The sequence below is a fragment of the Alphaproteobacteria bacterium genome (genome assembly GCA_004295055.1).
Lineage (GTDB): Bacteria > Pseudomonadota > Alphaproteobacteria > SHNJ01 > SHNJ01 > SHNJ01.
In genome coordinates this window covers 15,031-38,087 of the sequence record SHNJ01000031.1, presented here as the reverse complement: position 1 = coordinate 38,087, position 23,057 = coordinate 15,031, and the positions used below count along the sequence as shown (strand labels likewise).

The following is a 23,057-nucleotide window of genomic DNA, read 5'->3' as shown; positions in this document are numbered from 1 at the left end:
TTATGGCTAAATCTCAATCGAAAAAAACGGCGGATAACGCATTAACCCCGATGGAAGCGCAAATTGAATTGTCGCAATTGGCGAAAGAAATCGCGCGGCATGATATTGCGTACCACCAGAAAGACAAACCGGAAATTACCGATGCGGAGTACGATCAATTGCGCGTGCGATTCGAAGAATTAGCCGGGCAATTTCCCGACATCGCCCAAAAATTTAAAACCCAGGAACAGGTAGGCGCCGCGCCATCGCGGGGATTTAAAAAAGTTACCCATGGCACGCCGATGTTGTCGCTGAATAACGCGTTTGACGATGCGGATATGCAGGATTTCGAAGACCGGATGCGCAATCATGTCCGCGAACTGGAAAATGCGGAAATATTATATATTGCAGAGCCGAAAATCGATGGTGTATCCGCCAGCCTGCGATATGAAAACGGACAATTGACGGTGGCGGCAACGCGTGGCGACGGTTTGATCGGCGAGGATATAACCGCCAATATCCGCACCATCCGCGAAATCCCGCAAAATTTGCGCGGGAACGATTTCCCGGATTCCATTGAAATTCGCGGCGAAGTCTATATGACCAAGCCGGATTTCCTGGCATTCAATGCGCGATTGGAAAAAGAAGGCGAAGAATTATTTGCCAATCCCCGCAACATGGCGGCGGGATCGTTGCGCCAGTTGGATCCAGCGATTACCGCCACGCGGCCATTGCATTTTTTCGCGTACAGCATCGGCGAAATGTCGAAAAATTATAAAATCGAAACCCAATCGGATTTGCTGAATAAATTAAAGGCGTGGGGATTTGCGGTGAACCCGCACGCCATATTCGGCCTGACATTGGCGCAATTGGCGCCGTATCATCAGGATATTTTATCGCGTCGCGCCAAGATTGAATATGATATGGACGGCGTTGTCGTTAAACTCGACCGCCGCGATTGGCAAGAACGGCTTGGTTTCGTCGGCCGCGCGCCGCGTTGGGCGGTTGCGTGGAAATTCCCGGCCGAACAGGCGCAAACAACGATTAATGATATTACAATTCAGGTTGGCCGCACCGGCGCACTGACCCCGGTTGCGGAGCTGAATCCGGTCAATGTCGGCGGCGTGCTGGTGGCGCGCGCGACCTTGCACAACGAAGACGAAATCGCGCGCAAGGATATTCGCATTGGCGATACCGTTATTATTCAACGTGCAGGCGATGTAATTCCCCAAGTGATAGAGGTGATTACCGATAAACGCGCCAAAAATTCCGCGCCATTCATATTCCCCGATCACTGCCCTGTTTGCGGCGCCAAGGCCGTGCGCGGCGAGGACGAAGCCGTGCGCCGCTGTACGGGCGGATTGACTTGCGAAGCGCAAGCGGTGGAGCGTTTGATTCATTTCGTGTCGAAAGGCGCGTTCGATATCGAAGGAATGGGCGGCAAAATCGTTGAAGAATTATATCAAGACAAAATCATTCAAACCCCAGCCGATATTTTCCGCCTGGAATCGCGCCAGAAAAAAGGCGGGATTGATTTAACCACCCGCGAAGGATGGGGCGAAAAGAAAATTGAAAATTTATTTGCCGCGATTGAATCTAAACGCGCGATTCCACTCGATCGGTTTATCTATGCCTTAGGCATTCGCCAAGTGGGCGAGCAAACCGCGAAATTACTGGCCCGTAATTATGAATCCGTGGATCACTGGGTGGATCGGATGAAACAAGCCGCCGAAGGCAACCAATCGGCGATAGAAGAATTGAACGGCATCGATCAAATCGGCGATTCCATGATCGCGGACATTATCGCATTTTTCGGTGAATCACATAACCGCGACGCCATCACCGATTTGCGTCGGTTTTTAGACATCACCGCCTTGCCCAAAGCCGCCAGCAATTCGCCCATTTCAGGAAAATCGGTGGTATTCACCGGCACATTGGAAAAAATGTCGCGTGGCGAGGCCAAGGCGCGCGCGGAATCATTGGGTGCAAAGGTGCAAAGCAGCGTGTCGAAAAAAACCGATTACGTCGTCGTCGGCGCGGATGCGGGATCCAAGGCCAAAGCCGCGCAAGAACTGGGTGTAAGGATTTTAAGCGAAGAAGAATGGCTGCGAATGATTCAATAGCCATAGAGGTGCAATAATGACACCGATTCATCTTGGGAATATATCGCCACTGATCAATTTTGGGAAATTTGCGATTGGTGCTTTGCTGATTTATGCGGTTTATCGCGGGGTTTGGCATTTAATTCGAAGAATACCAGGGGATCCACAATCGCAGATTAAATACCGCGCCGCCTTTCTCGCCGTTTTCTTCACGCCGGCTCTCCTGGTCGGCCATGGCGTTTTGCCGATTCCGGTTCTGGGTGTTTACACGGTTTTTTATTCGATTGTGTATTTGCCGTTTGAAGCAGCGCTACTCGTGGCCTATTTCCTTATATTTCAGGAGGTTTTGCGGCGCGGATGGACGGTATTGTGGATCGGAATTTTGATCGTGGTTGCCGATATCGCCACGTTTTGGCTGTTTGTGCCGTATCTCGATTTTGTAGATATGCTATCGACATCTGTAATGCCGGGGATCAGGCCGTATTTATAAAGCCACAGTCGCTTTTTTCAGCCAGGCGGCTTGTTTTTTATCCAGTTTTTTATGCAGTACGCGGTATACGCGCGCGTGGTAATCGTTCAGCCATTTGCGTTCCGATGACGATAACATTTTCGCATCAACCAATTTGCGATCGATCGGCGCAAGGGTCAATGTTTCGAATTCCAAAAATCCTTTTTTGCCCTTTGCCGCATTTACCATAATCAGATTTTCAATCCGTATGCCATATTCGCCGGTTTTGTAATATCCGGGTTCATTGGAAATCACCATGCCGGGGCGCAGCGCAACGCGGTTGGGAACTTTGCTGATACGTTGTGGGCCTTCATGCACACATAAATAACACCCAACGCCGTGGCCGGTGCCGTGATCGTAATCCAGACCCGCCTGCCACAAAAACTGCCGCGCAAGGGAATCGAGTTGCGATCCGCTGGTGCCTTCTGGGAATTGTGCTGTAGCCAATGCAATGTGTCCACGTAGCACGCGGGTAAAGCGATCGCGCTGTTCGGCGGTGACTTTGCCCAATGAAATGGTGCGGGTGATATCGGTGGTGCCATCCAGATACTGCGCGCCGGAATCCAGCAGCAGGATATTATTCGCGGACAATTTCGATTTGGTTTTGGGATCGGCGCGGTAATGCACGATTGCGCCATTCTTGCCGAATCCGGCAATCGTATCGAACGAATCGCCGCGATATAATCTATCGGCGCCGCGGAACTGCGCCAATTTTTCAGCCACTGAAATTTCATCGTGCTTTGCCGGATTTTGTCCATCCAGCCAATGCAGGAATTTCGCCATCGCAACGCCATCGCGTTTGTGCGCGGCGCGCATACCGGATTGTTCGGTTTTATTTTTACAAGCTTTTGGCAAAACGCAGGGATCTTCGGCGCGGTATAAATCGGCGCCGGATTCGCACAGGGTGGATTTAATTTGCAAATTGGCCGTTGCCGGATCAATCCATACTTTTTTGCCGCGCAAGGATTTAAAATCGGACAAGAAATCTTCTTCGCGCCTAACGGAAACAGTATTGCCCAGATATTTCCGAACCGTATTATCCAATTTTCTGCCGTTAATATACCAATCCAGCGTTTCATTGGCGTGCAAAACGGCAAAGGACAACGCCAAGGGATTGAACGGAATATCCGCCCCGCGAATATTCAACAGCCAGGCGATCGAATCGGGCTGCGTCAGAACAACGGCGGCGCAACCAGCGTCCTGCAATAATTCGGCAATTTGCGCGCGTTTTTGCGCGAAACTCAATCCCGCATATTTTTTATCCCAAATTTGCACCGGCATCACCGGCGGTTTGGGCCGCGCCGCCCAGATTTGATCGATTGGATTTTGCGCAACCGCCTCCAGCCCGATATTTTTATCTTTTAATGCGGCGCTATACCGATCCAGCTCCGGCATGGTGTGCAACGAAGGATCGTATCCGATCTTCGCCCCATTCGCCGCATTTTTAGCCAGCCAATCGGCGGGCGGCGATGCGATCAGATGGCAGATTTCAAATTGCTTGGCATCGACTTGTTTTTTTACCTGAATTGTATAGCGTCCATCGGCGAACACGGCGGCCTTGTTCCTAAGCACAATCGCCGCGCCAGCCGAACCGCTGAATCCGGTTAGAAATTCGAGACGTTTGGAACAATCCGGCAAATATTCATTTTGATATTCATCGCCATGCGGGACGATGAATCCATCCAAATCCATTTCGTGCAATTTTTGCCGTAACTTGTTCAGTAATTCCATGTTTCAATTTAGGCTTGGAAAACCAATGTGTGCCAGCCATCGCGGGTAATGCGGCCGCAGAATCGCATACTCTGTTGCCGGTAGGCCATCGCGACTTTTGGTTCCTGATTGGCCAAAAGGCCGGACAGCACCACAAAGCCGCCTTTTTTTACGGTGCCACGCATATCCCGCGCCATCAAGGATAGCGGTTTCGCGAGGATATTGGCCAAAACCAAATCGTACTGGCCCCGATTGCGCGCAATCGCCGGTTTGAAACCCTTGGACACGCCGGCCTGAATCCGGCCATGCAGTTTATTGCATCGCAAGTTGATTTTTGCCACCCGCGCCGCTTCGGGATCGATATCGACCGCCAAGTTGCGCGCCCATGGGAAAATCCGCGCGGCGGCCATTGCCAAAATCGCGGTGCCGCAACCCATATCGCAAATATTGGAAAATTTATGCGTCCGCGCCAGACGGTCGATCACGATCAAACAGCCCCAAGTACTGGAATGCTGGCCGGTGCCGAACGCGGTTGCGGCGTCGATTACAATCGGCTGGATTGAGGGCGGCAATTTTGGTTTGTCGCTGGGATGCACATAAAACCGTCCGGCGCGGATGGGCGCGAAAGATTCCTGATTTTTTTTGAGCCAGTCGGTTTGCGGCATTTTTTTCAAATTGATCGACCGCCATTTACATCCCACACCACGCAGCATTTTTTTAATCGTATTCAAATCCGGTTTAGCCGCGAAAATCGCATCCAATTGCCAACGCTGCGCGAATTCTTCGGCCGATGCGGTCTGCTGCCCCGGTTCTTCGAACCAAGTTACGGCGAGCGCCATATCCGCCAAAATTTCTTCGGCAATAAAGGCGTGCTGTTGATCGAGTTTGATGGAAAGTTGGTACATGAAACTGACTCAAAACAGAAATATATTTGTAACTAAATCTTAATTTTACTCTACGGAAAAAAGTGCCTAAAAGCAAACAGCTTTAAAAATAACATAGAGAGAGAAAATAAATGACACTAGCCGCCACTCCATTACTTGCACAGAAACCAAACAAGATTGGAACGCAACGGCCAGGCAATGGGGCGATATTGTAGGATTTGAGAAAGAAGTGATCTTACAACCGCCTTTAATCGCGGAAATTCGTGCCTTGCGAGCTATGGGATCGTTCTGCCCAACATTAGGCGCGGTCGATTTCGGTTGTGGATTTTTCACATTAGGTATCGCCATGTTGCGCGAAGGCATACCAACTGATGGTATCGATACTGCCGAAGCCATGGTGGCAGCATCCCGTTCAACCATTGCTCAGGCCGCCACCCATTTGCCATCAATTTCAGGATTCACACCACGAATTGTTCAAAGCCATTCGGAATTGCCGCGTGAAAAATACGGTTTGGGCTTATTAAGTTTTGTCCATCAATGCGCAGCAAATGTCGGAGAATTAAGAACATTACTTACCCAAGTTGGCAATCATTTACTGCATGGCGGCAATTTGCTCATGATTGGAGCACACCCGAACAAAGCAAATTTATCCGAACCACACGCATCATGCGAATATGATTGGCCAAAAGATCGGGATTTAGCAGATGGGGATGCTTATACAGGCCGCATTTTCAACGGTAAAGGCGAAAAAGTGGTTGATCTAGATGGGGAACGTTATTGGTCACTGGGCACCCTGCGTCAAATTTTAACAGAAGTTGGATTTTATCCAGAAAATCTGGTTCCTATTGACGATAAGCCATCCGCCGGCAGAAAAGCCAGCGTCACAGCACCATTTTTTATGCTGACGGCGATTAAACTGGATGGATCTGATCCGCGCGATCCACATAGTATGTTAAGACGATTGGAAGCGGAAGGCCGGCTAAGAAATTAAACTATCTTATTTATCGGCTGCCGCGCATCAAAGCCGTACGATTACGTAATTGCCCTGCACACAAAGTAGCCACATCTGCAGCAATCCATGCGGCCAGGACACATAAAAACGCTGCGGCGCCAAGTCGTTGCTCTGGCGGTTTTAGGTTTTCAACAGTGGCAACAAACATTGGCAATTTTGATATTAATGCCAATGCCCCCACTGTGCGTAACGGTTTTGCAAAAATTGCATCGCGTAATTTGATCACCGCTTTGCGATGTTCTTCTGAAGGCGTATATCCAGGGGCAAAAATGCCGAATAATTGACTGAATATATAAATACCCTTACCAATTTGATCCATTATTGAATCAGCGCCTTCTTTTGCCAAAACTTTGGTGCCAACCCACAATGTTCCCATTGCTGCTGTTCCACATCCCATAGCCAAACGTGCCAAAAATTTATCATTGCCAGCCACGGCAAATAATCCGGCCGCACCAAAAAATAAAGCGGCAGCGACAATATCGTATGCGTTCAAGGCAACTCCACCCCGGGCCAACAAAATACTATTACCCGCCAAATAAAGATCGCCCGCCAGTTTCATCGGGTCATCGCGCCACCGGCGGGTTAGTGCCGTGGTGGAAAGTAATTTATATCTCCAACTATTAGGGCCCATCTATAACCATATCCTGTAAAGAAACCTTTTACGGAATAGTTATATATAGGTCAAATGATAGTTTTGTTACAATTTTATACGGCAGTCACAAAGCTCTCGACCACTTTTTTGCGGCCGGCTTTTTCGAAATCGATTTCCAATTTGTCGTGATCGACGGCGACAATTTTGCCGTATCCGAATTTTTGGTGGAACACGCGTTTGCCAACCGAAAATCCGGATTCGGATTGCATGCTGGATTCGATCCGGCGCGGCGTGACATCGATCATACCCGCGCGGCCACCGCGATAGGAATCCCAATCGTAATCCCCTGCCCGGCCGCGCGGCGCATAACCGCCAAATCCGCCGCCATATTGCCGGGAAGATCCTTCGATGAAATCGATATGCTGCTGTGGAATTTCGCCGATGAAACGGCTTTGCATATTATTTTGCCATTGATTGTACACGCGGCGCGAATGGGCAAATGAGATGAACGCTTTTTTGCGCGCGCGCGTTAAACCAACATAAGCCAATCTGCGTTCTTCTTCCAATCCTGCCGCGCCGCCTTCATCCATGGATTTCTGGCTTGGAAAAATGCCTTCTTCCCAGCCGGGCAGAAACACATAATCGAATTCCAATCCTTTGGCGCCGTGCAGGGTCATCAACGATACCATTTCAACGGAATTATCGTCGTTATTATCCATCACCAAACTGACATGTTCCAAAAACCCGACCAGGTTTTCATATTCCGCCATCGCGTTGATCAATTCTTTTAAATTGTCCAGCCGTCCCGGCGCTTCGATCGATTTGTCGTTTTGCAACATCAATGTATACCCGGATTCTTCGAGCACAATTTGCGCCAATTCCGGATGCGGTTTGGCTTGCGCGTCTTTCGCCCAACGCATGATATTGGCGACAAATTCACGCAACCCCTTGCGGGCCGCGCCGCGAATTTCGTCCGTCTCGATCAATCGCAACGTCGATTCAAACAAGCTGATTCCATGCGCGCGGGCATATTGATGCAAAATCTGTACGCTGGCCTCGCCAATGCCCCGGCGCGGCGTATTCACTATCCGTTCAAACGCCAAATCGTCCGATGGCGATACGATCAGGCGCAAATACGCAATCGCATCGCGGATTTCGGCGCGTTCATAGAAACGCAATCCCCCCACAACCTTGTACGGAACGCCCAATTGGATCAATCGTTCCTCGAACTCGCGGGTTTGAAAACCGGCGCGAACCAGCACCGCCATTTGCGATAATGAAATTCCGGCGCGCTGGCCCGATTCGATTTCATCGCCGACAAAACGCGCCTCGTCCTCACCGTCATAACAACTGCGCACCTTGATCAAATCGCCGGCATCCGCATCGGTCCATAAAGTCTTGCCATGGCGTTCTTCGTTATTGGCAATCACCGCGCTGGCGGCAGCAAGAATATTTCCGGTAGACCGGTAATTTTGTTCCAGGCGGATAATTTTTGCGTCGGCAAAATCTTTGTCGAATTTCAGAATATTGCCAACTTCGGCGCCGCGCCAGGAATAAATCGATTGATCGTCATCGCCGACACAGCAAATATTCTGATGCAATTGCGCCAATAAACGCAGCCACAAATATTGCGCGACGTTGGTATCCTGATATTCATCGACCAGGATATAGCGGAACAGATTTTGATATTGCTGCAATACTGCGGGATGTTTTTGGAAAATTTGCAAATTGTACAATAATAAATCGCCGAAATCGGCGGCGTTCAGCGCAACCAACCGTTGCTGATAGGCGCGGTAAATTTGCGCCATTCTGCCGCCCGCCAAATCGCCGGCCTCGGCATTGGAAATTTTATCCGGCGTTAAGCCTTTGTCCTTCCAACGCTGAATGATCGCGATCAGCATTTTGGCTGGCGCGTTATCCTCGGCAATATTTTCGTCCTTGATTACCTGTTTCAACAGGCGCAATTGATCGTCCGCGTCCAGAATGGTGAAATTCTGCTTTAACCCAACCAGATCCGCATGACGGCGCAGAATTTTCGCGGCGAGAGAATGGAATGTGCCAAGCCAAAGTCCCTCGGCTTGTGGGCCGATCAAATGCGAAACACGTTCGGTCATTTCGCGCGCGGCCTTGTTGGTAAACGTCACCGCCAGAATATTGAACGATCGCGCCTTGCCCAGCGCCATAATATGCGCCAAACGAGTGGTTAAAACGCGGGTTTTACCGGTGCCTGCCCCCGCCAATACCAAGATAGGCCCATCCACCGCCTCTACCGCCGCGCGTTGCGAGGGGTTTAAAAGATCCAAATAAGGGGTATGGGGTACCGCGACCGCTAAATTGCTATGCATCATTGATTTCTAAGCTATTTTACGCCGGAAACAAAGCAAGAACTTTCCCCAGTAACCCTTGAAAAATGCCTGATTTTGCGATATATTATCCGCATGTTTGATTTCGTTACCTCTTGTTACCGCAATGTGGCCGCCGGCTTTGGCCCAAGGGCACCCGTTACCCTTCCTGCGAGGGTAGAGGCTACTTTTGCGTCTACGATGAATGAAAATGGAACAAAACAAGAGATGCCGGATTCACGGGCGGGTTTGCCTGCAAAGAGAGAATCTTCCAAACCGCCAGCGACTATTTACCCAGGAACATTTGAAACGGTTGAATTGGGCCAGCCTGCGCCAAAACCAGCCACTTATTGCCATATCATCCGAACGCCGCATGCCCGCCGCGCCGTATTCGAAGCCGCGCAAAACCGCCGCGTCGCTTAAAACCCCATCTATTTAAATAATTAGGCCGCCATACGCGTCGTGCGTTGCCGCGCCAGGTGAATGACATTCACTGCCAATTCCTTGTGAAAATGATCGCGGGATAACTCCCGGCGGCTAACGGCAACCTCGCGGCCATCCGCCAATCTTAAACGCCCCGTGTGCCAAGCCTCGCGGTGTTCTTCGCGTTGAAAACGCAATGGGCGGTCAACCTGGTCTGCGACAACAATCTGCTCGTATTCATAAGTTTGCACGGGGGCCGGGCCTTCGGTCAATTCGGCGGCGCGTTCGGCGGTGTAACGGCGACGGTAATTATTTATGGCGTACGGCCCTTGCTGTGGATCGGGACGATCCATGCGCTGCGCGCTGGTACTGGCGGCTGCGGCTGCCACGGCGGCGGGGTTGATGGGCGCAGACCGTTTTAACGGTTTGGATTCGGTTTCATCCATGGCCCGTGTTTGTTCAGGCAGGATAACCCGGAATCCAGGCCGGGAAGACGCGTAACGGCCCGTCTTGGGGTGCCAAAACACGCCAGATCGGGCAGAAGCAGCAGATTTAGGGGTAAACAGGGCAACCATGGGCCTTGATAATAGGCCATGGGTGGGGCGGTATCAAGCCGGGCTTAGCTAATTTTCTTAGCGTCTTCGACGGTGTTTCGTTCGTTATTGTCGTTGGCAACGTTCACTGGCTGGCTGACCTGTGGGGCGCGGAAAAAGCCCAAAGCCTTATCCGAAATCATCAACTGCAAGTCATACGAAGTAAAATTATCAATAACCATGCAAATTTCCTTATTTTATTAGTTAATAACTCCACCGTTGCTTGCATCCTATCACAAAATTTATCAATTCTCAATGAGTTCTTTTAATTAAGCTGCTCGGCTGTGTACATGCCTATCCAACAAAAATTGACATCCCAAGACCCTAAATACTGGGCTTTTCGTAAAATGATCCAATTCTCTTAATAAAGCTTGGGCTCTCGTAACCATAATATCAAAACGCTTGCTAGTGGACTCCAGTTCATAATGCACCGCAACAGTGTCCGACCGCTTAACTTCCAAATATGCCGAAGCCATGCGTAATTCTTTTTGTTTAGCCAGGGCTTCTTCTATTTCATCCGTAGGCTGCGGAGTTTCGCGCACAATGCTTTGGCACAATATTTTTTCGCGAGCCAAGCCTATTTCTAGAACACGCCGGATTTTTGCGTGCTGTGCCAAGATATTTTCCGGCGTCACACTATCAACCGAAACAATCGAACCTTGAAAAACCGCTCTGGCAGCAGGCGTATCCAATTCCCGCCTAATATCGGTTAGACTGACAGGGCGTTCCAGCCGCCCATTTATTGAGACGCTAAGGAATGGGGCATCATCTCCTTTGTTTATCTGTTCCAACATCAAATGCAGCAACAACATATCCATTGTCGTGAAGCCGTCTAGCCCTTTGGCACGATAGCCTGACAATGCGGCATGTAATTTCGGGCTAATCCCATTTTTTAAATCCACATATCCATACATGCAGACAGCAAGCCGCAACATAGTACGAATGGTGGCATCTCTTCTATAAATCATGTCTTTTGCGAAATCCGGTATTCTACCCGCATTTAAAACTATGCGGTTACCAGGCATATCTGTTAGTTTCCTTACCACTACACCGCCGTCTATGTTATGGCTGTTGTGTTGCCTCAGCATGCGACTTTCTACTTCTTTATCACATGAAAACAAAGTTTGTGCGCCTTGTCCTTTCAACCACTCCTTTGTGGCCTTTCCAACTTGAACCAATACATCGTTAATTTTTTCAATATCAGGAACAACGGCAAATTGCCGGAAACATGGATGATTAATGAAAGCATCTATTGCGGTCTGCATAGTGCAAGGTTTAGGCAAAGGACGCATTAAACGATGAACCAGCGGTTCTTCCGAAGGATGTAAACTTTGCTCCAGCGCCGCCGTAACGCCACATATATCGCTTATATTTACGCCGCTGTCCTTGCCCCACTTATAACATTCCCAATATAATCGAGCAACAGTTGTGACATCGGACTCCCATGTCGATTGTTGTATGGCGGAACGAGGAGTGTTTGGATTGAAAATCCCCGCTTGGCATAAATATATAAACTGCATCGCATTTATAACCGGCGCCGACCTTAGAGCTATGCCGCTGATCATTTGAAACACGCAACCTTCGCTAAGAATATGGCCTTGCTCCACGCGCCAGGAAAAAGGATCGAACATGTCCTGATCATTAGCCGCATACGGTTGCTGCCCGTTCGCTGCCCGGTAAGCTTCTATATGTTGCAACGCAACGTCCACAGCGCCACAAATATAAAGTCTTTTATCTCGTTCGATTTCAGCAGCCTTCGCTTCAATAGCGTGGTTTAAAGATTTAAGTTGTTTAATCCTGCTCACCAAGTTTATTTTCACCGCTTGTTTTTTGCGAACGCGATCCGCCAATTCTGACCTAATTTGAACGACCTTGGCATAATCCAGTAAATTCTGATCGCCAATTTTATGCGCCGGATTTTTATTGCGTGTAATCGTGGGGGTCATTAGCGGTGCAACGGATAATTGCGCAGACCGGACTGCGCGGCGAGATTCTAAATCGGTTTGACGTTTTAGGTCGGCGATCATTGCCTTTTGCACGGCGGCGATAGACGTATTGCCGGCTATTGCGCCTATGGTTTTTGGCAGTTTCTTTTGAATCAATCTTATAAACTTATTCCGCGATATATCGCCGCTCAAAATTTCTGGCATGCTGCCTGGCTTACTCAACAACCGTGCGTAAAGCGAATTTATCGCGCCTATATCAAATACCTTCTGGCCAGTCATAATTTGTATTAATACTTCAATTTCTGCCTGCGTAGGCTCAGAACCCAAAGGAGATTCAATAACTGTGTCACGCGGCAACAACACCTCATTATTTGGAAATGCCGTTGTTAGTTCGCTTGTTTGGGATTTATCAGTCAAAGAATTATGGCCAGCGCCGACGAACGTGCGATAATAAGCAAGAGTTTTTCGTGGAATCGAAAAAGCCTCTGCTAAAGCATCGGTTATAATGCTTTGTTCAATCAGCCTTGCCGCCAAGTTTGTAATAGAGTAGCGCCCTATTCCAGGCCGCCCATGCAATCGATGCCACGTCATCAAGGTCATGGGCTTGGTATTGACTGACGACATCCAAACCAAAGCTTGCGTTTTGGAGTTCCCGGTTATCGCAAAAGGACTTTGCGGCGCGCTGCATAATCTGGCAACCTGATCTTCTTGCACCAAATTGCGTTTTTTAGAATTGGAAAATATCTGCTGCAAGAGTTCTACAATCGCAGAATTGTCTACCACGGACTTTAAAAAAGCATGCGTAGCGGACAACCTTTCAGAATCGATTTTACCGGCATCGATCGACTGCAAAACAAGCGGTGGCATAATAGATCACTTAATACCACTCGTTTTAGTTTCTGTAAAGACATAATTTTATCTTTATAGAACTATCCCACCTTCGCCAATTTCAGCCGGGCCACCGTATCCGGCAAGCCAAGCTCGCGGCGCATGGCGCGGGCGCAGGCAACCATGTTGGCCAAAGCCGCTTCGGTTTCCGGCCAGCCGCGGGTTTTCAAGCCGCAGTCCGGATTGACCCAAACATTGTCGGGCGGCAATAAATCTTTTGCCTTGTGCAGCAGATCCAGCATCTCGTGCGCCGATGGCACGCGCGGCGAGTGAATGTCGTACAATCCCGGACCGATTTGGTTTGGATATTTGAAACTGACGAACGCGTTTAAAATTTCCATGGCACTGCGCGCGGTTTCAATCGAAATCACGTCGGCGTCCATCGCGGCGATCGAATCCATAATGTCGTTGAATTCGGAATAACACATGTGCGTGTGAATTTGGGTGTCGTCGCGAACGCCGCTTGCCGACAGACGGAAAGCTTTCACCGCCCAATCCAAATACGCATTCCAATCTTTGCGGTGAATTGGCAAGCCTTCGCGGATCGCGGGTTCGTCAATTTGAATCGCTTTGATACCGGCGGTTTCCAAATCCACCGCTTCGTCGCGGATCGCCAGCGCGATTTGTTTCGCGGTTTCGGAACGCGGCTGATCGTTGCGCACGAACGACCATTGCAAAATGGTGATCGGGCCAGTCAACATGCCTTTTACCGGACGATCGGTCAGCGATTGCGCATAAGAAGACCAGCGGACGGTCATCGGACCTTTGCGCGAAACGTCGCCGAAAATAATCGGCGGTTTTACGCAACGCGAACCATAAGATTGCACCCAGCCATTTTGCGAAAATGTAATGCCCTCCAATTGTTCGCCGAAATATTCGACCATGTCGTTACGCTCGAACTCGCCATGCACCAACACATCGATGCCTAGATTTTCTTGCAGGCGGATCGATTGCTTGATCTGGTCTTTCAGGAAAAATTCATAGGACGCTTTATCGCGCTTGCCGGATTTGAATTCGGCGCGCGCGGCGCGGACTTCCTTGGTTTGCGGAAATGAACCGATGGTGGTGGTTGGGAATGCCGGTATTTGCAACACTTTCGCTTGCGCTTCTTTGCGGGTTTTAAATACGCTGCCGCGTTTCATCATATCGTCGGTCACGGCATTGCTGCGTTTTTTGACATCCGCGTTGTGAATCAATTTGGAACTGGCGCGATCGGCGATCGATTTTTCATTCGCGGCTAATTCGGTTTTAACCGATGCCTCGCCATCGCGCAGCGCGCGCGCAATCACGCTGACTTCTTCCAATTTTTGTTTGGCATAAGCCATCCAGTTTTTAATTTTTTCGTCCAATTTGATTTCGCCGGCCAAATCGATTGGCGTATGCAGCAAGGAACAGCTTGGCGCGATTTGCACGCGGTCTTTGCCAACCGCATCGACCGCCGTTTTTAAAATCGCCAGCGACGATTTGAAATCGTTTTTCCAGATATTGCGCCCATCGACGATACCCAGCGATAAAACCAAATGCTTCGGCGCTTTGGCCAGAACATCTTTCAATTGTTGCGGCGCGCGGACCAGATCCACATGCAATCCGGCAACCGGCAATTGCAGGGCCGTTTCCAAATTTCCATCCAGACTTTCAAAATAAGTCGCCAGCATGATTTTCAATTTTGGCGCGGCGGCGGACAATGTTTCATACGCTTTCTGATAGGCGGCGCGTACTTTATCGTCCAAGTCCGTAACCAAACATGGTTCATCAATTTGCACCCACTCCGCACCTGCCGCAGCGAGGTTTTTCAACACCTGCGCATAGACCGGCAGCAAACGGTCCAGCAAATCGATCGGCGATCCGCCTTGCGGCATTTTACCTAACAATAAAAATGAAACTGGACCCAACAATACCGGTCTTGCTTTGATGCCCAAAGCCTTCGCTTCGTTGAATTCATCGACTACCTTGTTGGTAGACAAAGAAAATTTTTGTTCCACGTGGAACACTGGCACGATGTAGTGATAATTCGTATCGAACCATTTGGTCATGTCCAACGCCGCAACATCGAGTTCATTGCCGTGGTCATGATGATGGTGATGATGGCCGCAATCCGGGCCATGCACATGGCCTTGTTGGCCGCGCGCCATGGCAAAATAAGTCGCGAGCTTCACCGGTTTGCCATCCCATTTATACTGCGCCGGAATTGCGCCGGTCATGGCGATGGTATCGAGAACATGATCGTACAAAGTAAAATCGTTGCAAGGAATAATATCGATGCCGGAATCCTGTTGCAATTTCCAGTGGCGCTGGCGCAATTCTTTGGCAACGGATTGCAATTCGGTTTCGGATGTTTCGCCATGCCAGAAAGATTCCAGCGCGTTTTTCAATTCGCGGCGGAAACCGATGCGCGGAAAACCAAGATTTGCAGATGTAACCATGACGAGACTCCTTTTGTGCGGTAAATTCTTATAACAGTTTTAAATAGCTTATCCAATCGCACCGGCACGCGCCGGCGCAAGTTCGGTGGCCGATGATGCAGTTTCGCCGCCAGCGCGCAAGCCCAGCATATGACAAACGGCATAAACCAAATCGGCTTTATTTAGGGTATAGAAGTGGAAATGCCGCACGCCCATCGCATGCAGGACTTTGCATTGTTCGGCGGCGGTGATCGCGGAAACCAGTTTGCGCGTTTCCGGATCTTGATCGAGCGCTTTGAATGTGCTGTACATATGATCCGGAATTTTGGTGCCGCATTGCTGCGCAAACTTGATGACTTGCGAAAAATTATGGATCGGCAAAATTCCTGGAACGATCGGCTTGTCGATGCCGCGCGCACGCGCCTTTTCGACAAAGCGCAAAAACGTGACGGGCTCGAAAAAGAACTGGCTGATCGCGCGATCGGCGCCAGCATCGATTTTTTTCTTCAGCGCATCGATATCGGAATCCAATGACGGCGCATCGGGATGTTTTTCCGGATAAGCCGCGACAGAGATTTCAAAGTTATGCAGCTTCTTCAAGCCTTCGATTAAGAACGAAGTATATGGATACCCATCCGGGTGCGGCACATACGGCGCGCCGCCAGGCATATCGCCGCGCAGCGCGACGATATGGCGAATACCGTCGTTCCAAAACGCATCGGCCACCGCATTGATTTCCGACTTTGGCGCGCCAACACAAGTCAAATGCGCCGCAATCGGAATACCGGTCGCGCGTTGCATCGCCACGGCAGTTTCATGCGTTTTTGTTTTGGTTGTCCCGCCGGCACCATAAGTCACCGTCATAAATTTTGGCCGCAACGTGGCCAGCTTGGAACTTACTTCGCTAAGCGCCGCGTCGGCTTCGAGAGTTTTGGGCGGAAAGAATTCGAACGAAACTTGCAATCCGGATAAAGTCTGCGCGTTTAACGCTTCGTTGGCGCGCGCCGGATTGACGTTAAACAGCCTCGATAAATCGGTTAAGTGATCGACAATTTTCGTGTTCATGCGGCAAATTTTCTTTTCTTCGGTTTTTGTTGCCCGGCGCTTTTCAAACGCGCATTCAAAATCAAAACTTTCAATTGCTTGCTGGGTTCGGAAATAATGGTCGGCGCATCGGCGGCCAATCCCGCATCTTCGCACCATTGCTGCAATTCGCGTTCATTGAATCCCAGCCAGCGATGGCCAAAATCATCCTGCAATTTTCTCAAATCATGCGCGATAAAATCTACAATTACCAAGCGGCCATCCGGACGCAATACCCGCGCAGCCTCGGCAATGACTTCGGCTGGGCGTTCCGCATAATGCAGCACATGATGAATAGTGACGGCATCGAAAGATTCCGCATCCACCGGCAAATGGTACATATCGGCATGCTGCACCCGGCAATTTTGCAAATCCGCCAGCATCAGGTTCGCGCGCGCCAGCGACAACATATCGCGGGACAAATCGATTCCCATCGCGTGCGTTACGCGAGGGCCGAACAGCGATAACATATGTCCCATTCCCGTGCCGATATCGAGCAAATCTTCGATTTCATCTTCGGGGAGCAATTTTATCAAGGCCTGATCGATCAATTTCTCGGACGGATAGTACGGACGCAATTTGCGCAATTCTTCGCTATTTTGCGCTTCGAGCGGCGCCGCCAGTTTATGCCGTTTTTGTTTCAAGGATTCCAGTGCACGTGAATCTTGAACGGAAAATTGATACAGGCTTAACAGGCGCACTGCCAATTCCCGTCCTATGCTGGATGTGCCCGCGCGGTAAAAAGCAAATGTGCCTTCGCGCATCCTTTCCAACACGCCGGCCTCGCACATAATTTTTAAATGGCGTGAAATTCGCGGCTGGCTTTGGTTCAAAAGATCGGTCAAATCCGTTACCGACAAATCCGCGCGGGAGCAAAAAGCAAAAATCCGCAACCGGGTCGGTTCGGCCACCGCCCGCAACGCGCCCAATAATTCATCTTCGGAAAATGTAACGACCGGATCCATGTGCCAACTTTCTAATCTATTCTGGATACTTCGTATCCTATTGGAATCTATACTTTTTTCAGGGTACCATAAATATATAAAGATATCCTTATTTTTTTAGATTTTTTTTGATTTTTAGTTGCTTTACCTTGGCCCAGGGGTTAATGCCATGATTTCTTGAGACATTATTGCCACAAGAAATTATGCACATATATGATTAGGCGATAGCCAATTGAATAATTCCTTATATATGTGATAGGTGATTAAGATTTTCTCAATTGTTTTGCTTTATTAATGGGGGCTGGCGCGGCGCGCGCTTTTTCAGGGAATAATAATGATAAATCGTTTTTTGATCGTTTTGTGTTTACTTGCTTTGACCGCTTGCGCTTCCGCCAATCAACCCGGCGAAGAAAACGTCGTTCAAGATCCTTTGGAAGGATTGAACCGCGCCACTTTTGAATTCAACTATTTTATGGACGGTTTGTTGTTCAAACCGGTCGCATCCCTGTACCGCGACCTGCCACCGCCGCCGGTGCGCGAATCCATGGACAATTTCCTTTTGAATTTGCACTCGCCAGTTAATTTCTTCAATGGCGTATTGCAAGGCGACGTCGAGCATGCGGGCAATACTTTGTTCCGCTTTCTTGTGAATTCCACCTTGGGTGTTGCTGGTTTATTTGATGTTGCCAATAATTGGTTCAACGTCGCTTACCGCCAGGAAGATTTCGGACAAACCTTGGGTGTATGGGGCATGGGCGAAAATGCTTATGTCGTATTGCCAATTCTTGGCCCATCCAACACCCGCGATTCGATCGGCCGCGTGGCGGACTTCTTTATGGACCCGCTGCGCTATATATTGCTGGTGCATAACGACGAATCGGAACTATTCATGGGCCGCGCCGCCACGGATGGCATCAGCCAGCGCGCAAAAACCATCAGCGTTTTAGATGATATCGAAGCCGGATCGGTCGATTACTATTCCTCGATCCGCAGCCTATATAAGCAACGCCGGGATTATTTAATCGACAATCGCGAAGTTCGCGAAGGTCCGCCGCCGCTTGCCGATGACAAAGAAAAAACTAAATCTTCTTCTATAATCAATCCCAAGAAAGAAGATAAAAAAGTGAACCTGCAATTGACCAAAGATACAGAAACATCTTTGTTAAACGACCAGGATCTTCCTGCAACCTCTAAAACCGCGACGATTCAATAGCCATGCGTAAAATCACCCTGATCTGTTTAACCCTGTTGCTGTCCTTTGCGTTTATTCCGACTACTTCAGCGAGCGCTGGTGGCGCCGAAGGTTTTGTTAAAAATTTAAGCGATACCGCGATTTCCACATTAACCGGCAAAAACATGGATCAAACCGAACGGGACCGCCGGTTTCGTGTATTGTTAAATCAAAATTTCGATGTCCCGGGCATCGGCCGATTCGCATTGGGCCGGTATTGGAAATCCGCGTCAACCGACCAACAACAGGAATATTTGCGTTTATTCGAAAGCATGTTAACCCAGACCTATTCCGCAAGGTTTGCAAAATATTCCGGCCAAACCGTTAAAGTTAACGGATCCAAACAAGAAGTCGATTCGATCCTGGTTCAATCGCAAATGATCAATCCCGATGGATCGAAACCGGTATTGATCGACTGGCGTTTAAAACAAGCCGGCAATGGTTTTAAAATCATGGACTTGATTGTCGAAGGCGTCAGCATGAGCACCACGCAACGCAGCGAGTTTTCGAGCGTGATTGAACGTGGCGGCGGCGATATCGATGCCTTGATCAAAATCTTACGCAAAAAGACCCAAGGCCGCGCCGATAACGGCCAAGTCACAGCGCATACGGATTAAAAAAAATACACCAATAAGCTACCCTCCCCTTGAGGGAGGGTCAAAGTTGCAAAGCAACTTTGGGGTGGGGATTACTCTGTCAATATTCCCGCCGCTTTTTTGATATCGATCAGCACACCTTCGATATTCTTTTTAACGTCTTCATTGGTGAACCTAATCACGGTGCAGCCTAATTCGTTTAGGAATTTTTCTTTTTCAAGATCTTTTTCATAAATGATCGAAAATTCGTGCGATGCTCCGTCGATTTCAATAATCAGTTTTTTATCCGGACAATAAAAATCGGCGATATAAGAACCCAGAGGCTGCTGTCTGCGAAATTTTAGACCTTCCAATTGGCTGGATTTTAATTCTTGCCATAACAAAATCTCAGCCAATGTCATATCCTGGCGCAAGTTGTTGCCCAGTTTCCTCATCCATGGCTTTACATGAGTTTTTGCATATTTGATCATCAGCCGATCCCCACCCCAAAAATGCTATCGCATTTTTGACCCTCCCTCAAGGGGAGGGTAGCTAAGAAAAATTCGACTATCCTTACATTCGTTCGGGATGACAGTTTAGCAAGCACTACTGCAGCGCAAAGGTCGCATCGACCGTGATGTTGATGTCCTGCTTGCCGGCTTCGATGGTCGGGGCCTGCGCCATATCGGCCTTGGCCTCGGCGCGCATCATATTGTACATCGGCATTGGCGGTTGTTGCACCATGCCTTGTTGGGACAAAGATAGGACATTGCCCACCTTGCCGCCAAGCGCGCCGGCCATTTTTTCGGCATTCTTACGCGCGTCCAGCACCGCATCCGATAAACATTCTTGTGCCATCAAACGGTATTTTTCCGGGCTGACCACCAATTGCCAGGCGGCCACGTCTTTCATATTGGTGTCCGCCGCCACCGCCATTACATCCCCCATGCGGTCGATTTCCGATGTTTCGACGCGCAATCCGACACGCGCTTGATATCCGCGTAAAATTTGCTTGCCGTCATTCCAATCGTAAACCGGCTGCACATTATATTCCGATGTCGTCAGTTCGGCGTCTTTCAATTTCATTTTCTGTATCTGGGTGCGCGCGGATTCGTAATTGCGCACGGCTTCGTTCACTGCCGATTTCAAATCCTTCGCATTAGTCGCCACCGCCGTCATGTTTAAACTGGCTTTATCGGGAACCAATTCCCTGCGGCAACTTCCCTGCACCGCCACAGTGCGTATCAATTCATCGCCGCTTTTTTGCATGGTAAACGCATTCGCCGGATTTGATGCCAATAAACCAATGGTAACCATCAAGGCTGGAATATATTTCATGGAATTTTCTCCGTTACAATAAATAGGACGATGGAAGCAGGATAAATAAAAAAGCCGCCATTTTCATGGCGGCTTTTTAGCATATCCTGAATTAAATTGCTATGCGCTGCCACGTTGGCGGAAAGTTCCCTGCAATCCCATCAGTGCCAACTGCGAGTTTACTTGCGCCGCTGGAGCCATGGATATTCTTTTCCACTGCCTTTGCAGGAACCTGGCCGTATCGACATCGTCTCTGGTTGCCGGAACGAATTCAATCTTTTTCGTCGCAGAATCTTCAACCATAATATTGACCTTATCGCCATTGATGACCACTTTACCGTTAGCGGTATCGACTATGTTTTTGCCGCCATTTTGGGTAAAAGTAGCCGTGCTGTCCAATACAAGTATTGGCGCGCCGGTTCTATCCTGTAAAAGTTTATTGGCGGATAAATATGGAACCGGTTTTCTGTTCGTTATTCCATTGATATCTTCTTGAGTTGCATCGGCAATCGCCGTAACTGCCCCGGTTTGAAGATTAACGGTTGCAACTCTTTGCTTGCCGTCTTTTTGACTGTCCAACATAACGCGTTGTTCATCGGGAGTTTGCGAAATCAAAGTGACTTTTTTTACCGCCGCCATTTCGCGCGCTATATCGGCCGAAAATCCGGTATCCCCCCACCGGACATCGTTTTTACCATAATAGATGCCATAACGTTCGCCCTTAACGCCTTTTACAGGTTTGCCGTCCGGAGTAATACCATCCACCCATTGTAAACCGCCGCTTGGACTCGCTTCATAGGTCATAAATTTCATGCCTATTACTCTGTCTTTTGCATCCAAAACAGCTTCCAACGGCATATACCGTACCGATAACGTGGATTGTCCGGATGTAATGCTTGGCGCTTCCGCTACAGGGGTTTGTACCGCAGTTTTGTCCTCGGCTTTTGGAGCGGGAGCGGTTGTAGAAGCATCAGCTGCCTTTCCTTCTGCTGCTTTATCTGCGGCGGCTTTTACTGCGGCGGCATTTGCGGCGTCCTCTTTTTGCTTTCTTAGCCAGGCGGACTCCGCCGGTCCTTCTTGAGGCATTTTTTTAACAGCGCTTTTTTCACGGTCGCTTTGTTTTAAAAATACTTTGGCAGAACGATTGCCATCAATATCATTTTGCTTTAAGAGCTGGCCCAATCCCAAAAAACCAGACAAGAAAAGAGTTGCCCCCAAAGCAATTTTAAGCGCTTTATTCCCCGGACCGTTGGAATTTCTAGTTACGTTCAACCCCTCTCCAATCGCCCCGCCGACAGCGCCGATACCCAAACCGGCCACGCCGCCTATAAGCACGCTAGGCACTATGGCCGCGCCGCCTATAAACACGCTAGGCACTATGGCCGCAGCAACAAAAGGAATAAACGGTGTTACGATAGCGCCCAATAAACCGCAAGCCAATGCGGTTTTGGTGACGCCCCACACAGAGAATCCATGACGGGCGGGGGGTTTTGCAGCGAAAGATGAAGTGGCCCCTGTAGTTATTGTTGGAGTAGCGCCAACAGCATTTACTGCTGGAATCTGAACTGGAGCAGCCGGGTTTACTGCCGGAGTTGGTCCCGATGGTGCTGCTGGAGCTGGAGTTGCGTTAGTCGCTGGCGTAGCCGTATTAACCGCTGGCGCCGGAACGGCCGTATTTGAACCTGGCGCTGCGTTAGTTGTTGGGTTTACTGCCGGGGTTGCTACTGCTGGAGCTGGAGCTGGAGCTGGAGCTGGAGCTGCGTTGTTTACTGGTGCCGCCGCTACAGGAGCCGCCGGTTGCGCAGCATTGGAACCCAAATTGACCGTGTAAATGCCATTGGCATCCGGCGCATTTAAGGATGCAGCCGCAACGCCTTCTGGAAGAAAACTGCCCGCGATGAATACGGAAGGCAATTCATTGCCGGTTCTTGCACTTTGATTTTGCAGCGCAGAATTGGTTTCTAAATATAATGGCGGAATTTGCGTAACCGACGAAGGACCATATACAGTTTGCGTATGTTGTGCGCCGTCAGGAGTTACGAAACTAATCTGAGAAAGAGGTTGTTCCGTTGCATTTAACAACGATGGACTAGTCGTTACTGCAGCACTCTGTCTTTTTCCGCCGTTTCTGCGCGCTGCGGCCGCTTGCTCCGCAGGCATAGGTTTCCTCTTGCTGGGTATAGCAGTCGCTTGCCCCACGCTTGGTATTATTTGCGGATTACGTCCGACTTTTTCAGTTTTTGCTTTAGGGCTAGCGCTGGCTGTTTTGGAGGAAACAGCGGCCTTACCTTTGGATTCTTTTGTTGCTGCCGGTTTGGAAGTTTTTGGTTTCTCGGCGCGCGGCTTTGGCTGCGCTTCGACCGAAGCTTTTGGTGCTTTTGGCTTGGATTTTTTTGTCGTTGATTCTACCGTGACTTTTGCGCCCGGAATTTTAACTTCCACACGCGAATCTTTACCCTTAGCAGGTTTTTTAGTATCAGCCATTAATTATACTCCTCCAATAACTCTATGTACTCTATCATATAT

At 49.3% G+C, this 23,057-nt stretch carries 18 protein-coding genes; 6 read left to right on the top strand and 12 right to left on the bottom strand.

The window, feature by feature from the left end:
• Window positions 1–2: 2 nt before the first annotated feature.
• Together ligA and EYC62_07705 are read left to right on the top strand one after the other, a co-directional pair.
• A complete protein-coding gene (gene ligA / locus EYC62_07710) occupies window positions 3–2,102 on the top strand; it encodes an NAD-dependent DNA ligase LigA (GenBank protein TAH32613.1) in 2,100 nt (699 codons plus the stop codon).
• Window positions 2,103–2,118: 16 nt separating this feature from the next.
• Window positions 2,119–2,571 (top strand): hypothetical protein, encoded by a 453-nt coding sequence (locus EYC62_07705; GenBank protein TAH32612.1) that lies wholly within the window; start codon window positions 2,119–2,121, stop codon window positions 2,569–2,571.
• On the opposite strand, the gene EYC62_07700 is transcribed toward EYC62_07705, so the two are convergent.
• Window positions 2,566–4,320, bottom strand: coding sequence for an aminopeptidase P family protein (locus EYC62_07700; GenBank protein TAH32611.1), 1,755 nt, complete (start codon window positions 4,318–4,320; stop codon window positions 2,566–2,568). The genes EYC62_07705 and EYC62_07700 overlap by 6 nt on opposite strands.
• Window positions 4,321–4,328: 8 nt before the next feature.
• Window positions 4,329–5,204 (bottom strand): 50S ribosomal protein L11 methyltransferase, encoded by an 876-nt coding sequence (locus tag EYC62_07695; GenBank protein ID TAH32610.1) that lies wholly within the window; start codon window positions 5,202–5,204, stop codon window positions 4,329–4,331.
• 208 nt (window positions 5,205–5,412) lie between these two features.
• On the opposite strand from EYC62_07695, the gene EYC62_07690 reads away from it, so the two are divergent.
• Window positions 5,413–6,174, top strand: coding sequence for a hypothetical protein (locus EYC62_07690; GenBank protein ID TAH32609.1), 762 nt, complete (start codon window positions 5,413–5,415; stop codon window positions 6,172–6,174).
• Window positions 6,175–6,184: 10 nt separating this feature from the next.
• On the opposite strand, the gene EYC62_07685 is transcribed toward EYC62_07690, so the two are convergent.
• Both EYC62_07685 and EYC62_07680 read right to left on the bottom strand, forming a co-directional pair.
• Complete coding sequence (locus EYC62_07685; protein TAH32608.1) at window positions 6,185–6,754, bottom strand: hypothetical protein; 570 nt, start codon at window positions 6,752–6,754, stop codon at window positions 6,185–6,187.
• 146 nt (window positions 6,755–6,900) lie between these two features.
• Window positions 6,901–9,135, bottom strand: a complete 2,235-nt coding sequence (locus EYC62_07680) for a DNA helicase II (protein TAH32607.1) — start codon at window positions 9,133–9,135, stop codon at window positions 6,901–6,903.
• Window positions 9,136–9,225: 90 nt separating this feature from the next.
• Between EYC62_07680 and EYC62_07675 the strand changes: the two genes are divergently transcribed.
• Window positions 9,226–9,552 carry a hypothetical protein gene (locus EYC62_07675; GenBank protein TAH32606.1) on the top strand — a complete coding sequence of 109 codons (327 nt, stop codon included), beginning with the start codon at window positions 9,226–9,228 and terminating at the stop codon, window positions 9,550–9,552.
• A gap of 20 nt (window positions 9,553–9,572) precedes the next feature.
• Here EYC62_07675 and EYC62_07670 read toward each other — a convergent pair whose 3' ends face one another.
• The 5 genes from EYC62_07670 to EYC62_07650 all read right to left on the bottom strand — a co-directional run bounded on the left by EYC62_07670 (window position 9,573) and on the right by EYC62_07650 (window position 17,429).
• The gene (locus EYC62_07670; GenBank protein ID TAH32605.1) at window positions 9,573–10,127 is read right to left on the bottom strand and encodes a hypothetical protein; all 555 of its coding nucleotides are present in this window, start codon (window positions 10,125–10,127) and stop codon (window positions 9,573–9,575) included.
• Between the two features lie 287 nt (window positions 10,128–10,414).
• Window positions 10,415–12,943: a hypothetical protein gene (locus tag EYC62_07665; protein ID TAH32604.1), complete on the bottom strand. Its 2,529-nt coding sequence runs from the start codon at window positions 12,941–12,943 to the stop codon at window positions 10,415–10,417.
• Window positions 12,944–13,020: 77 nt separating this feature from the next.
• Window positions 13,021–15,402: a 5-methyltetrahydropteroyltriglutamate--homocysteine S-methyltransferase gene (gene metE, locus EYC62_07660; protein TAH32603.1), complete on the bottom strand. Its 2,382-nt coding sequence runs from the start codon at window positions 15,400–15,402 to the stop codon at window positions 13,021–13,023.
• Between the two features lie 48 nt (window positions 15,403–15,450).
• A complete protein-coding gene (metF, locus tag EYC62_07655) occupies window positions 15,451–16,446 on the bottom strand; it encodes a methylenetetrahydrofolate reductase [NAD(P)H] (protein ID TAH32602.1) in 996 nt (331 codons plus the stop codon).
• Window positions 16,443–17,429 carry a metalloregulator ArsR/SmtB family transcription factor gene (locus EYC62_07650; GenBank protein TAH32601.1) on the bottom strand — a complete coding sequence of 329 codons (987 nt, stop codon included), beginning with the start codon at window positions 17,427–17,429 and terminating at the stop codon, window positions 16,443–16,445. Before EYC62_07650 ends, metF begins: the two co-directional genes overlap by 4 nt.
• Before the next feature lie 313 nt (window positions 17,430–17,742).
• On the opposite strand from EYC62_07650, the gene EYC62_07645 reads away from it, so the two are divergent.
• Window positions 17,743–18,621, top strand: coding sequence for a VacJ family lipoprotein (locus tag EYC62_07645; GenBank protein ID TAH32600.1), 879 nt, complete (start codon window positions 17,743–17,745; stop codon window positions 18,619–18,621).
• Between the two features lie 2 nt (window positions 18,622–18,623).
• Complete coding sequence (locus tag EYC62_07640) at window positions 18,624–19,256, top strand: ABC transporter substrate-binding protein (GenBank protein TAH32599.1); 633 nt, start codon at window positions 18,624–18,626, stop codon at window positions 19,254–19,256.
• 71 nt (window positions 19,257–19,327) lie between these two features.
• On the opposite strand, the gene EYC62_07635 is transcribed toward EYC62_07640, so the two are convergent.
• The 3 genes from EYC62_07635 to EYC62_07625 all read right to left on the bottom strand — a co-directional run bounded on the left by EYC62_07635 (window position 19,328) and on the right by EYC62_07625 (window position 23,015).
• The gene (locus tag EYC62_07635; protein TAH32598.1) at window positions 19,328–19,705 is read right to left on the bottom strand and encodes an endonuclease domain-containing protein; all 378 of its coding nucleotides are present in this window, start codon (window positions 19,703–19,705) and stop codon (window positions 19,328–19,330) included.
• A 115-nt stretch (window positions 19,706–19,820) separates the two neighbouring features.
• Window positions 19,821–20,552 carry a DUF541 domain-containing protein gene (locus EYC62_07630; protein TAH32597.1) on the bottom strand — a complete coding sequence of 244 codons (732 nt, stop codon included), beginning with the start codon at window positions 20,550–20,552 and terminating at the stop codon, window positions 19,821–19,823.
• A gap of 99 nt (window positions 20,553–20,651) precedes the next feature.
• Entirely contained in the window at window positions 20,652–23,015 is a 2,364-nt protein-coding gene (locus EYC62_07625) for a hypothetical protein (GenBank protein TAH32596.1), read from the bottom strand.
• Window positions 23,016–23,057 lie beyond the last annotated feature (42 nt).